Below are 11844 nucleotides of genomic sequence, written 5' to 3'. Positions count from 1 at the left end.
TCTGGATGCGGCTCGCGGCGGTCGTCACTCGGGCTGGGCCGGAGTTGCCTGCTTCGGTTCCTTCTTCAGCGCGACCCAGGCCAGCATCCCGATGCCGACGAAGGGCAGCAGGACCGCATAGACGAGGCCGACGAACGGGGCCATCAGGAACAGCAGCATGTTCTTGAGGACGTTCGGCTTGCGCGCGGCCGCCGGCGCGGCCTCCGGCACGGCCGCGGCGGCAACGGCGGCCGCGGCGGGAGCGGGCAGTGGCGCGTGTGCCAGGGCGCGGGCCGCGCTGTCCTCGATCATTTCGGGCGACAGCGGCTTGTTCAGGAAGTCGGAAACCCCGGCGGCGTAGGCCCGCTCCTCGCTCGTGTGGCTGCCATAGCCGGTGACGATCACCACGGGCGTCCAAGGCTGTTTCGCCTTCACCCGCTCGGCGACCTCCAGGCCGTCCATGCCGGGCATGCGCAGGTCGGTATAGACGAGGTCGTACTTCTCGTCCCTCAGCTTGGCGAGCGCCTCCTCGCCGTTGGCGGCGGTGATCACCGCGTACCCCTTGCCCGTCAGGACCCGGTTGAAGCTTTCGCCGACGACGGGATCGTCGTCGACCACCAGTACCTTGCGCAGTGCACTCATGATGTCGTCCTTGAAGAATCGGGTTGGGCCCGGGCGGCGCTGCGGTCGCGGTGCAGCGCCCAGCGCTTGTGCAGCCACGCGGCGTTCGACGCATGGATCACCTGCTCGGGGTTGATCGGCTTGGTGAGGTAGTCGTAGGCGCCCAGGCTCACGGCCTGCTTCGCCGTCTCCAGGGTCGGGTAGCCGGTGATCACGATCACCTCGCTCTCGGGCCAGCGCTGCTTGAGCGCCCGCAGGACCGTGATGCCGTCCATCTCGGGCATCCGCAGGTCCAGCAGCACCACGTCGGCCGGGTGCTGCTGCATGGCTTCGGCCACCTGCGTCCAGTTCCACACCGCCTGCACCTTGCAGTTGCCCTCCAGGATGCGCATGAAGCTGCGGCGGACGACTTCCTCGTCGTCGACGATCAGGATCCTGGCTTGCTGGGTGTTCATGCGCCGCTTCCGGTCTGGTGCTCGCCAACTCCTCAGCACGAGTTGTGCCACCTCGGCGGATCGCGGTTTTCTGCTGGCGAATCAACAGCTTGCGTGAGCGGCGCGGGCGCGCTCCGCAGGCGCGAAGTACATTTTCTCTGTGCACCGCGAGCCGCCCGCGCCGGCGATGTGACGCAAATTCAACTACTTGCGCCGGTCAGGGCCGGCGAGGCTTTCTATACACCTCGGGAGCGGCACCCGCATGGCAGTCGCCGCTCCCGGCCAGCGTGCACAGCAGGAGAGCATGCTCATCAGTTGCGGGGCGGGCCAAAAAGGAGCGGAATGTAATTTCGCCTTCTTCCTGTCAAGCTGGCTTGTCCCGAGGGAAAGTGGCGAGAAAGTTTGCCGTTTCGCGGCGGAGCGTTCCAGAATGCACCTCCAGAGCGCATCGAGCGCCACCACTCCAGGAGACAACCAGCCATGAACACTTCCGTCAAAGCGCGGCGTCGCGCCCTCCTTGCCGGCGCCGGCCTGGCCCTGGTGCTGGGCGCGATCGCCTTTCCGGCGGCGGCGCAGCAGGCCATCACCCTGCACGGCGCGTCGCAGTTCAGCGACGACCACGCCTTCACCAAGACCATGGTGAAGTTCGAGGAGCTGGTGAAGAAGTACTACGGCAAGCCGGTCAACTTCGTGTTGCACAAGAACAGCGAACTGGGCCTGGAGAAGCAGTACTTCGAATACATGTCGCAAGGCAAGGCGGTCGATTACGCCGTGGTCTCCCCGGCCCACATGTCCACGTTCTCCAAGGCCGCGCCCTTCATCGACGCGCCGTTCCTGTTCCGCGACCTCGGCCACTGGAACAAGGTGCTGGACGCCGACACCTTCAAGCCGATCGCCGACGAGATCGCGCAGCGGGCCGACGTGATGCTGATCGGCTACGCCGGCGGTGGGGTGCGCAACATCTTCTCCAACAAGCCGGCGTCCAGCCTGAACGACATCAAGAGCCTGAAGGTGCGTGTGCAGGGCGCGCCGATCTGGAGCCGTTCGTTCACGGCCGTCGGCATGGCGCCCACGGTGATCGCCTACAACGAGGTCTACAACGCGATCCAGAACGGCGTGATCTCCGCGGGCGAGAACGAGGCCGCCGGCGTCGAGCAGATGAAGTTCAACGAGGTGGCCCCGAACCTGCTCATGACGCAGCACGCCATCACGATCCGGCCGCTGTGCTTCTCCGGCAAGACGTTCAAGTCGCTGCCGAAGGATCTGCAGGCCGCCATCGTGAAGGCCGGCAAGGAGGCGGGTGCCTACGGCCGCCAGATCGAGTCGTCGGAGGACGGCGCCAAGCTCGACGCGATGGAGAAGGCCGGCAAGCTCAAGCGCATTCCGTTCGCCGACCGCGACCAGATGAAGAAACTGGTGGACCCGGTGATCGCCGCCTACGCCAAGGAAATCGGCGCCGACGCGATCTACGCCAAGATCAACGGCATCAAGTGAGGATCGGGGGTTCCCGAGCATCTTGCCAGGCACTGAAGCGTCGATGACCGCCCGCCCGCCGCGCGCGCCCAGCGCGTGGCGCCGCTTCACCGCCGGCTTCGCGGCGCTCTTGAACTGGCTGCTGATCGGCACCGTGGCCGTGCTGATCGTTCCGGTGACGATGCAGATCGTCTCGCGCTACACGTCGCTGATCCCGCCCTACATCTGGACCGAGGAGCTGGCCCGCTTCCTCTTCATCTGGATGATCATGCTGGGCGCGATGATCGGCGTGCGCGAAAGCGCGCACTTCGACGTCGACGTGTGGCCAAAGCTCGGGCGCGGGGCCAACGCCGCGCTGAATCTCGTCACCAACGTCTGCACGCTGGTGTTCGCGCTGGTCTTCGTCGTCGCGGGCATCGAGTTCACGCAGTTCGCGATCTACCGCATCTCGGAGCTGGCCGAACTCCCGCTGTGGGTGATCCACATCGCCTGGCCGCTGACCGGCCTCGCCTGGATCGTCTTCCTGGGCGAACAGTTCGTCGACAACGCGCGCATCCTGGCGGGGAGGCCAGCCCAATGAACGGCGCGGTCCTGACGCCCGGCGTCGCCAGCCTGGTCCTGTTCTTCATCTTCTTCGCGCTGATGGTCGTGCGCGTGCCGGTGGCGTTCGCGCTCGGCCTCGCGTGCCTGCCCATCCTGCTGATCGAGCCGCGCCTGTCGGCCATGATGCTGATGAGCGAGACCTTCAATGCGTACAACTCGTTCATCCTGCTGGCCGTGCCGTTCTTCCTGCTGACGGCCAACCTGATGAACGTCGGCGGGATCACCGATCGCCTGCTGCTGCTGTCCAGGACCATGGTGGGGCATTTCCCCGGGGGGCTGGCGCAGATCAACGTGGTGCTGTCGCTGTTCTTTGCCGGCATCTCCGGATCCTCCACGGCGGACGCGGCCAGCCAGTCGAAGATCTTCATCGAGGCGCAGCGGCGCGAGGGCTACCACGACAGTTTCTCGGTGGCCATCACGGCCGTCTCCTCGGTGCTCGCCGTCATCATCCCGCCTTCGATCCTGATGATCGTCTGGGGCGGCGTGCTGTCGGTGTCGATCGGCGCCCTGTTCCTGGCGGGCATCGTGCCCGGCCTGCTGCTGGTCGGGGTGCAGATGGCGACCGTGCACGCCTATGCGAAGTCGCGCGGCTATCCGACCTATCCGCGGGCGACCTTCATCGAGTTCCTCAAGTCGGCGGCCGTCTCGGTGCCGGCGCTGATGACGCCGGTGATCATCATCGGCGGCAAGATCTTCGGCTGGTTCACCGCCACCGAATCGGCCGCGGTGGCGGTTCTCTACGCCGGCGCGCTGTCGATCTTCGTCTACCGCGAAATCGACTTCAAGGGCGTGCTGCACGCCTTCTCCGACACCGGCAAGTTCTCGGCCGTGACGCTGTTCTGCGTCGGCACGGCGAGCGCGTTCGGCTGGCTGATGGCGTACTACAAGATTCCCGAGGCCCTGTTGTCCGGCGTGTCGGGATGGGGCATGGGCTGGGCGACCACGGGGCTGTTCATCTCCTTCGTGTTCCTCGTGGTTGGCTGCTTTCTCGACGCCATTCCTGCCATCATCATCGTCGGCACCATCCTGCAACCGATCGCCGCCGCGGCCCATATCGACCCCGTCCACTTCGCCATGATCGGCATCGTCTCGCTCGCGTTCGGCCTGGTGACGCCGCCCTACGGCCTGTGCCTGATGATCTGCTGCCGGATCGCCGACATGCGGCTCAGCCAGGCGCTGAAGGACGTGATGCTGATGCTGCTGCCGATGATCGGCGTGCTGGTGCTGATCATCGTGTGGCCGCAGCTGGTGCTGTTCCTGCCGGGGCTGGTTTCCCCGGAGTTCCTCAAGTAGCCGTGGCCGCATTCACCGCGATGTCGCCCTTCGGCGTCGAGGCCGAGGGCATCGACCTGTCGCAGCCGCTTGCGGACGCGCAATTCGCCGAGCTCGAGCGGGCGTTCTACGCGAACCATGTGCTCGCATTGCGCGGCCAGGATCTGACGGCGCGGCAGTTCCTGGCCTTCGCGCGCCGCCTCGGCCCGCCGCAACCGCACGTGATCGACCAGTTCCACCACCCCGAGGATCCGGACATCCTGGTCCTGTCGAACGTGAAGGAGAACGGCCGCCCGACCGGGCTGCAGGACGCCGGCTCGTACTTCCACACCGACTACTCCTATCTCGCCGTTCCGGCGCGGGCCACCACCCTCTATTCGCGCGTGGTGCCGAAGGTCGGCGGCGACACCCTGTTCGCCGACCAGCAGGCGGCGTACGATGATCTGCCGGCGGCGATGAAGCGGCGGATCGAGCCGCTGCTCGCCATCCATCACTATGGCAACCGGCACGACGTCGATGAGGCGAGCCGCACGGCGGCATCGCCCCTCAGCGCCGAGCAGAAGGCGAAGATGCCGCTGATCACGCACCGGGTCGCGCGTCCGCACCCGGTGACGGGCCGCAAGGCGCTCTATGCGGTGTCCGGGAGCTCTTTCGGGATCGTCGGCATGCCCGACGACGAGGCACGCGACCTGCTGAACGAACTGGCGGCGCATGCCACGCAGCCGAAGTACCAGTTGCGTTTCAGGTACGGCGTGGGCGATGTCGTGGTCTGGGACAACGCCGCGCTGCTCCACTCCGCGACGCTGACCGATCCCCAGGACGCCCGGACCTTGTGGCGCATCACCGTGCTGGAAGCGGCCAGGGAGGCCGTGGCGCCGCAGGTTCTCGCGCCGGCATTCGCCGGGCGGCCGGCGTAGTCGGCGAGCCCTCAGCGGTGCGAGAACATCGGCTGCCCCGGCACATCGAGCCGCACCGACAGCACCGAGCCCGACTCGGACTCCGTGATGAACAAGGTCCTGTTGTCCGCGCCGCCGTAGGCCAGGTTCGTGGTCGCCAGGCCGGCGCATGACTTGATCCGGGCCAGGGGCTCGCCCAGTGCGCTGAAGAGCCAGACCGTGCCCATCCCGATGTGAGCCACGGCCAGGTTGCCGGCGCTGTCGATCGCCAGCCCGTCCGGTCCGCCGAGCCCGCCGGACAGCTGGATGAACACGCCGACCTTGTACGGCGTGCCGTCCGGCAGCATCGGCACGCGCCAGACGCAGTTGCCGCGGGTGACGTTCAGGTACACCGTGTTCTCGGCCTGGTTCAGCACCAGGCCGTTGGGGCTTGGAATGTTGGCAAGAAGGCGGTCGAGGCGCCCGTCGGCGCGCAACCGGTACAGGGACCCGGTGGGGTCGTGCAGGCCGGTCAGGCCCTGGTCGGTGAAGTAAAGGTCGCCGTTGCCTGCGAACACCAGGTCGTTCAGGCCCTTGAAGCGATCGAGCGCGCCGCGCTCCAGGAACGGCGACACGGCGCGGGTGACGGGATCGACCACCATCAGGCCGTGGCGGTAGTCGGCGACGAAGATGCGGCCGTCGCGGTGGATCTTCAGTCCGTTGGGCTCGCCGTCGTATTCGGTGAACAGCTCCACGGCGCCGTCTGGCGCGATCCGGAAGATCCGGCCCCAGGCCACGTCGACCACGTACAGGTTGCCGGCGCGATCGAACGACGGGCCTTCCAGGAAGCAGTCGGTCGGCGCACCGCCGCGCTGGACTTCGATCCAGCGGTTGCTGCGGCCGCGGATGCGCAACGAATCCGGGATGCGGGTGAAGACCGAGGTCTGCAATACAGGCGGTGCGGCGTACATGCGGGTCCTGTCGGGATGGCGTGGCTGTTGCTGGCGCGAACGGACGGTCAGGGCGGTCCGCCGTCGATGCGGCTGGTGTCGCCGACGAATTCGATCGGGCAGTACATGCCGCCGTGGAACTGCGCGGCGATGGGATCTTCGGGCGGCGACGTGGCCAGCACGTGCGCGGCGAAATCCTCGGCGTTGTCCTGCGGCCGGTAGCCCAGGAACTTCGCCGGCGTGTTGTCCCAGCGGCTGCGCAGGTTGTCGGACACGCCATAGGCCATGACGAAGTGGTAGCCGGGATGCTCGAGGCAGCGGCGCGCGAGCTGCGCCATGTCGCGATGGCTGATCCAGGTCAGCAGGTGGCGCGATTCGCTCGGGCGGTTGTCCGGCCGGAACGAACCGATGCGCAGGCAGGCGACCGACAGCCCGTACTTGTCCGCATACAGGCGACCGACCGCTTCGCCGAACACCTTCGAGACGCCGTAGCGTCCGTCGGGCCTCGGCTCCACGCGCGTGTCGATGAAGGTTTCGCGCCGGTGGAAGCCGACCGCGTGGTTCGAACTGGCGAACACCACGCGCCGCACGCCGGCGCGACGCGCCGCTTCGAAAACGTTGTAGCAACCCTCGATGTTCAGCGGCAGGACCTTGTCCCACGGCGCCTCTTCGGGCACGCCGGCCAGGTGGATCACGCAATCGATGCCACGCATGCTGTTCTCGAGTGCGGCCATGTCGCCGATGTCGACGGTGGCCACCTCTTCGCCGGGACCGGCATCCTCCTGCGGGGCGATGTCGGTCAGGCGCAGCAGGGCATAACGGCCCTTCAGGTGGGCGCGCAGCGTGCGTCCGATGTTGCCGGCGGCCCCCGTGATCAGGACCCGCAGGGCCGAAGCTTCGTTGAAAGGCGCGGCCATGGAAAGCCTCCTGGTGGCAGATGGGATGAGCATACCCGCGCTGCCTCGACCGTGTCGATGAGCCCGTGAGTTCGTGCGAGCTGGCTGACAGCAGGTTGGCGCCTCCGCCGAACGCGAAACCGCCCTGCCTCGACCAGAATCGCCTCGAAAGCCGCTGCCATGCCCCCTGTGGATCAACCCGCCGGGGCGACGCCAGGCACTCGCACGAGGTGATGATTCATGAACCCGGATGTTCCCGCCCCTGAATCGGTTCCGCCGGTGAACAACCCGGACCCGCAACCCAACGATCCGAAGCCGAAGGTGCCGCCGCCGGAGGACGACAGCGGCACGCCAGTGGTGCCGGTTGAACTGCCGGGCCAGCCGCACGCACCCGAGCGCGTGGCCGGCGAAACAGGCTAATCGCGGGTCACCCGGACCAGTTCCTCGCGCGAGGTGATGCCTTCGCGCACGAGGCGTTCCCCGTCGTCGCGCATCAGCGTCATGCCGGCCTGGAGCGCCGCCTCGCGGATCTCCGCTTCCGACGCGCGCGCGTGGATCTGGGCGCGGATCTGGTCGTTGGCAACCATCAGCTCGAAGATGCCGGTGCGGCCCTGGTAGCCGCCCTGGTTGCACTGGCCGCAGCCCTTGCCGTGGCACTGGGTGCACAGCTTGCGCACCAGGCGCTGGCCCAGCACGCCCAGCAGCGAAGAGCTGAGCAGGAACGGTTCGACCCCCATGTCGGTGAGCCGGGTGACGGCACTGGCCGCGTCGTTGGTGTGCAGCGTGGCCAGCACCAGGTGCCCGGTGAGCGAGGCCTGGATCGCGATCTGCGCCGTCTCGTAGTCGCGGATCTCGCCGATCATGATCACGTCCGGGTCCTGGCGCAGGATCGCGCGCAGCGCCTTGGCGAAGTCGAGGTCGATCTTCGGATTGACCTGCGTCTGGCCGACGCCGGGCAGTTCGTACTCGATCGGGTCCTCCACCGTCATGATGTTGCTGGTGGCCGCGTCGAGACGGCTCAGCGCCGCGTACAAGGTGGTGGTCTTGCCGGAGCCGGTGGGGCCGGTGACGAGGATGATGCCGTGCGGCTGGGCGATGAGGGCCTCGAACCGGCGCAGCGCCTCGCCGGTCATGCCGACCGACTCCAGGCTCAATTTCGACTCGCTCTTGTCCAGCAGCCGCAGCACCGCGCGCTCGCCGTGCGCGCTCGGCAGCGTGCTCACGCGCACGTCCACGGCGCGCGTGCCGATGCGCAGGCTGATGCGTCCGTCCTGCGGCATGCGCTTTTCCGCGATGTCGAGCTCGGCCATGATCTTCAGGCGCGAGATCAGCGCGGCGTGGAGCGCCCGGTTGGGTTGCACCACCTCGCGCAGCGCGCCGTCCACGCGGAAACGCACGCTGGAATGGCGTTCGTACGGTTCGATGTGGATGTCGCTGGCGCCGTCGCGCGCCGCCTGCGTCAGCAGCGCGTTCAGCATGCGGATGATCGGCGCGTCGTCGCTCGTCTCCAGCAGGTCTTCCACGGCCGGCAGCTCCTGCATCATGCGGGAGAGGTCGGCGTCGTTCTGCACTTCGCTCACCACCGTGGCGGCGCTCGACTCGCCTTGCGCATAGGCGGCGCTGATGCGCTGCGCCAGCGCGGCCGCATCCAGCACCTGCAGCGAGCGCACGCCGAACTTGCGCATCACTTCGGTCAGCGCGGCGCCCGCCGGTCCGCTCGCATGCCACAGCGTCAGTGCCTGGCCATCGTCCTCCAGCAACAGCTGATTCCCGCGCGCGAACGCGTAAGGCAGGGGATAGCGCATGCGGCTACTTCGGCGTCAAGGGCGTCGCCGGCGCCACGGGCGAGGTGACGGCCGGTTGTGCCGCCGGCGCGGGCCGCACCACCGGGGGCAGCTGCGGCGCGGCGTTGACCGGCACCACGGCGCTCGGCTTGGGCTGGGCGCCGCCTTGCAGCCCGCGCATCAGGTCGTAGCGGTCGAGCGAGAGTTCGTCTGTGCCCGGCGCGTCGCGCAGCACGACCGGGCGCAGGAACACCATGAGGTTCGTCTTGCGGCGCGTGCGGGACTCGCTCTTGAACAAGTTGCCGAACAGGGGCACGTCGCCCACGACCGGGATCTTCTCCTGGTTGCCGGAGTATTCGTCCTGCAGCAGTCCGCCGAGCACGACGATCGCGCCATCCTCGACCAGCACGCTCGACTCGATCGAGCGCTTGTTGGTGATGAGGCCCGACGGCGAATTGACGGACGACGCCTGGACGCTCGAGACCTCCTGGAAGATCTGCATCTTCACCGTGCCGTTCTCGCTGATCTGCGGGCGCACGCGCAGCGTGAGGCCGACGTCCTTGCGCTCGATCGTCTGGAACGGATTGACGCTGCCGCCGGTGCCGACGTTGGCGTTGGTGTACTGGCCGGTGACGAAGGGCACGTTCTGGCCGATCACGATCTTGGCCTCCTCGTTGTCCAGCGTCAGCAGGTTCGGCGTCGACAGCACGTTGCCGTCGGCGTTGGTCTCGAGGAAGCGGGCGAGGGCGGCCAGCAGGTAGAAGCCGTTCACGTTGCGCACCAGCCCGAGGTTGCCCCCGGTCGACGGGAAGGCGCCGGCCTGGCCGCCCGACGAGATTCCCTGCTGGACGTTGAAGATGTTGGCCCCGCCGATGCTGAAGTTGGTGCCGATGATCCCGATGTTCTTGTCGCCCTTGTTGCCCAGGACGTTCTGCCACTGGATGCCGAACTCGGCGATCTTGTCGGCGTTGACTTCGGCGATGAGGCTTTCGACGTAGACCTGGGCGCGCCGGGCATCGAGCTGGTCGATGACCGCGCGCAGCTGCCGGTACTGCGGCTCGGGCGCCGTGATGATCAGCGCGTTGGTGGCCGGGTCGGCCTGGATCTGCCCGCCGGTGGAAGGCTGCGCCGGCCCCTGAGTCGGTGCAGTGGCCGGACTCGCGCCCTGCATGGAGGCAGCGGTCGCGCTCACCGGCGTGGGCGCGCTCACCGCGCCGCCGGCCGCGGCGGCACCGGCCGGCGTCGCGGCCGCCAGCGCCGCGCGCAAGGTCACCGCCAGGCGGGTGGCCTCGGCATTCTTCAGGTAGACCACATGGATGTTGCCGCTGGTCGGCTGCGCGCCGGGCTGGTCCAGTTTCTGGACCAGCGAGCGCACGAGGTTGAGGCGGGCCGGGTTGGCTGCGCGCACCAGCAGGGCGTTGCTGCGCGACTCCGGGATCACCGTCGTTCGGAAGCTCGAATCGACCTGGCCCTGCCCGGGGGCGCCGACCGGGCCGATGGCGGGCCCGCCGGCCTCGGCCAGCCGCTGGACGACCGGCGCGAGATCGACGGCCAGCGCGTGGCGCAGCGGGATCACTTCGACGTCGGTCGCGTTGGACACGTCGAGGGCCGCGATGATGCGCGCCATCCGCTGCAGGTTGTCCGCATAGTCGGTGATCACCAGCGAGTTGTTGCCGGGATTGACGTTGATCGTGTTGTTGGGGCTGATCAGCGGCCGCAGGATCGGCACCAGGTTGGCCGCCGGCTCGTGGTTGAGGCGGAAGATCTGGGTCACGATCTGGCTGCCCGCCGCCGGCGAGCCGATCGACACCGCGCCCCCCTGCAGCTTGGCATCGGCCTCCGGCACCACCTTCAGCAGTCCCGCGGAGTCGACCACGGCGAATCCGGCGAGCCGCAGCGTGGCCAGGAACTGGTTGTATGCCGCCGCCGGGGCCACCGGGCGGTCCGTGCTCAGGTTGATCGTGCCCTTCACGCGCGGGTCGACGACGATGTTGCGCCCGGTGATCGCCGCCATGGTGCGTGCCACCGCCTCGATGTCGGCGTTGACGAAGTTCAGCGTGATCGGCTCGGAGGTGCGCTGCGCGTGGGTCACCCCCAGCGGGCCGGCGCCGAGGACGCAGGCGATGCAGAGGACGGCGAGTCGGTGTTTCATGTCAGCCTATCGTGATGATGGAGCGCGCGCCGCTGCGCCGTCCGATGATGTTCAGCAGGTTGGAGAGGGCACGCTCGCGGTCCGGCGCGGCGCTGGCGACGCCGGAAAAATGCAGGCGTGAACCGGCCCAGCTCCCGCTGCCGCTGAGGTGCAGACTTCCCTCGAGGGTGTCGAGCTGCAGCGTCGGCGCTTGGCCGCCCACCAGGGTGATTCGATAGCTGCCCATGGGCCTCATCGTGGACAGGCGCGACGAGATGCCTTGCGCCGTGAGTTCGGCCTGCCCGGCGATGGCGAGCCGTCCAGCGACTGATTCTACTGAAAGGCCCTTGGTCTGAAGCCGAAGGTCGCCCTCGAGTTGCAACGTATTCCACGGCGTGCCGAGCCCGGTCAGCAGCGCAGCGGGCCAGCGGCTCTGGGCATCGTCGAACGCCAGCCGGGCGCCGCCCCAGCGCCAGCTCGCACGGACCCGCAGCGGGGCCGTCGTGCAGCAGGCGCTGGCGAGCTCGCCGCGCAGGCCGTTCCAGCGCAGGCGCAGCCGCCAGTCCAGGCGCGTCGGCAGGGCGGCGGCGTCGACGCTGCCGGGCCCGCCCGTGAGCACCAGCGTCGCGGACCCGTTCCACACGGTGCCGCGCGGATCGGCCAGGACCACGTGGCCGCCGCTGCGTTCGTTGACGGTGTTCGCCACCCAGCGGGCCGGCGCGAAAAGCAGCAGCGCCAGCAGCAGCCCGGCGGCCGCGCCCGCGAGTGCCCAGGGCCACGAGGGCCGCAAGTGCCGGTGGGGAGCGGGACGTGCCACGGCCGCCGT

General features: G+C 68.3%; 12 protein-coding genes. 5 read left to right on the top strand and 7 right to left on the bottom strand.

Going from position 1 to position 11844, the window contains the following annotated elements:
• Positions 1-24: 24 nt before the first annotated feature.
• Together RAMLITH_RS18685 and RAMLITH_RS18680 are read right to left on the bottom strand one after the other, a co-directional pair.
• Complete coding sequence (locus tag RAMLITH_RS18685) at positions 25-621, bottom strand: response regulator (protein ID WP_168108957.1); 597 nt, start codon at positions 619-621, stop codon at positions 25-27.
• The gene (locus RAMLITH_RS18680) at positions 618-1055 is read right to left on the bottom strand and encodes a response regulator (RefSeq protein ID WP_168108956.1); all 438 of its coding nucleotides are present in this window, start codon (positions 1053-1055) and stop codon (positions 618-620) included. The genes RAMLITH_RS18685 and RAMLITH_RS18680 overlap by 4 nt, the downstream gene beginning before the upstream one ends.
• Positions 1056-1514: 459 nt before the next feature.
• On the opposite strand from RAMLITH_RS18680, the gene RAMLITH_RS18675 reads away from it, so the two are divergent.
• From RAMLITH_RS18675 to RAMLITH_RS18660, 4 genes are read left to right on the top strand one after another with little or no spacing between them, the layout of a single operon-like run.
• Positions 1515-2528, top strand: coding sequence for a TRAP transporter substrate-binding protein (locus tag RAMLITH_RS18675; RefSeq protein ID WP_168108955.1), 1014 nt, complete (start codon positions 1515-1517; stop codon positions 2526-2528).
• Between the two features lie 43 nt (positions 2529-2571).
• Positions 2572-3087: a TRAP transporter small permease gene (locus RAMLITH_RS18670; RefSeq protein WP_168108954.1), complete on the top strand. Its 516-nt coding sequence runs from the start codon at positions 2572-2574 to the stop codon at positions 3085-3087.
• Positions 3084-4403: a TRAP transporter large permease gene (locus tag RAMLITH_RS18665; RefSeq protein ID WP_168108953.1), complete on the top strand. Its 1320-nt coding sequence runs from the start codon at positions 3084-3086 to the stop codon at positions 4401-4403. Before RAMLITH_RS18670 ends, RAMLITH_RS18665 begins: the two co-directional genes overlap by 4 nt.
• Positions 4404-4405: 2 nt before the next feature.
• On the top strand, positions 4406-5299 hold the full coding sequence (locus RAMLITH_RS18660; protein ID WP_168108952.1) for a TauD/TfdA family dioxygenase: 894 nt from the start codon (positions 4406-4408) through the stop codon (positions 5297-5299).
• An 11-nt stretch (positions 5300-5310) separates the two neighbouring features.
• Here the strand turns inward: RAMLITH_RS18660 and RAMLITH_RS18655 are convergent, their stop codons facing one another.
• Both RAMLITH_RS18655 and RAMLITH_RS18650 read right to left on the bottom strand, forming a co-directional pair.
• Positions 5311-6228, bottom strand: a complete 918-nt coding sequence (locus RAMLITH_RS18655; RefSeq protein ID WP_168108951.1) for an SMP-30/gluconolactonase/LRE family protein — start codon at positions 6226-6228, stop codon at positions 5311-5313.
• Between the two features lie 47 nt (positions 6229-6275).
• On the bottom strand, positions 6276-7124 hold the full coding sequence (locus RAMLITH_RS18650; protein ID WP_168108950.1) for an NAD-dependent epimerase/dehydratase family protein: 849 nt from the start codon (positions 7122-7124) through the stop codon (positions 6276-6278).
• Positions 7125-7343: 219 nt separating this feature from the next.
• Between RAMLITH_RS18650 and RAMLITH_RS18645 the strand changes: the two genes are divergently transcribed.
• Positions 7344-7523, top strand: a complete 180-nt coding sequence (locus tag RAMLITH_RS18645) for a hypothetical protein (protein WP_168108949.1) — start codon at positions 7344-7346, stop codon at positions 7521-7523.
• Here RAMLITH_RS18645 and RAMLITH_RS18640 read toward each other — a convergent pair.
• Genes RAMLITH_RS18640 through gspN form a run of 3 tightly spaced genes read right to left on the bottom strand, consistent with a single transcriptional unit; the run spans position 7520 to position 11835 of the window.
• Positions 7520-8908, bottom strand: a complete 1389-nt coding sequence (locus RAMLITH_RS18640) for a GspE/PulE family protein (RefSeq protein WP_168108948.1) — start codon at positions 8906-8908, stop codon at positions 7520-7522. The genes RAMLITH_RS18645 and RAMLITH_RS18640 overlap by 4 nt on opposite strands.
• Positions 8909-8912: 4 nt before the next feature.
• Entirely contained in the window at positions 8913-11039 is a 2127-nt protein-coding gene (gspD, locus tag RAMLITH_RS18635; protein ID WP_168108947.1) for a type II secretion system secretin GspD, read from the bottom strand.
• 1 nt (position 11040) lies between these two features.
• Complete coding sequence (gene gspN / locus RAMLITH_RS18630; protein ID WP_168108946.1) at positions 11041-11835, bottom strand: type II secretion system protein N; 795 nt, start codon at positions 11833-11835, stop codon at positions 11041-11043.
• Between the last annotated feature and the right edge of the window lie 9 nt (positions 11836-11844).

Origin of the sequence: Ramlibacter lithotrophicus (genome assembly GCF_012184415.1) — a bacterium.
GTDB classification, from domain to species: domain Bacteria; phylum Pseudomonadota; class Gammaproteobacteria; order Burkholderiales; family Burkholderiaceae_C; genus Ramlibacter; species Ramlibacter lithotrophicus.
This window is presented reverse-complemented; position numbering and strand designations above follow the sequence as displayed.

Bases quoted from the DNA above. Each gene is read 5' to 3' on its own strand.
- RAMLITH_RS18685 (WP_168108957.1), bottom strand. From the start codon at position 621: ATGAGTGCACTGCGCAAGGTACTGGTGGTCGACGACGATCCCGTCGTC.
- RAMLITH_RS18680 (WP_168108956.1), bottom strand. From the start codon at position 1,055: ATGAACACCCAGCAAGCCAGGATCCTGATCGTCGACGACGAGGAAGTC.
- RAMLITH_RS18675 (WP_168108955.1), top strand. From the start codon at position 1,515: ATGAACACTTCCGTCAAAGCGCGGCGTCGCGCCCTCCTTGCCGGCGCC.
- RAMLITH_RS18670 (WP_168108954.1), top strand. From the start codon at position 2,572: ATGACCGCCCGCCCGCCGCGCGCGCCCAGCGCGTGGCGCCGCTTCACC.
- RAMLITH_RS18665 (WP_168108953.1), top strand. From the start codon at position 3,084: ATGAACGGCGCGGTCCTGACGCCCGGCGTCGCCAGCCTGGTCCTGTTC.
- RAMLITH_RS18655 (WP_168108951.1), bottom strand. From the start codon at position 6,228: ATGTACGCCGCACCGCCTGTATTGCAGACCTCGGTCTTCACCCGCATC.
- RAMLITH_RS18650 (WP_168108950.1), bottom strand. From the start codon at position 7,124: ATGGCCGCGCCTTTCAACGAAGCTTCGGCCCTGCGGGTCCTGATCACG.
- RAMLITH_RS18645 (WP_168108949.1), top strand. From the start codon at position 7,344: ATGAACCCGGATGTTCCCGCCCCTGAATCGGTTCCGCCGGTGAACAAC.
- RAMLITH_RS18640 (WP_168108948.1), bottom strand. From the start codon at position 8,908: ATGCGCTATCCCCTGCCTTACGCGTTCGCGCGCGGGAATCAGCTGTTG.
- gspD (WP_168108947.1), bottom strand. From the start codon at position 11,039: ATGAAACACCGACTCGCCGTCCTCTGCATCGCCTGCGTCCTCGGCGCC.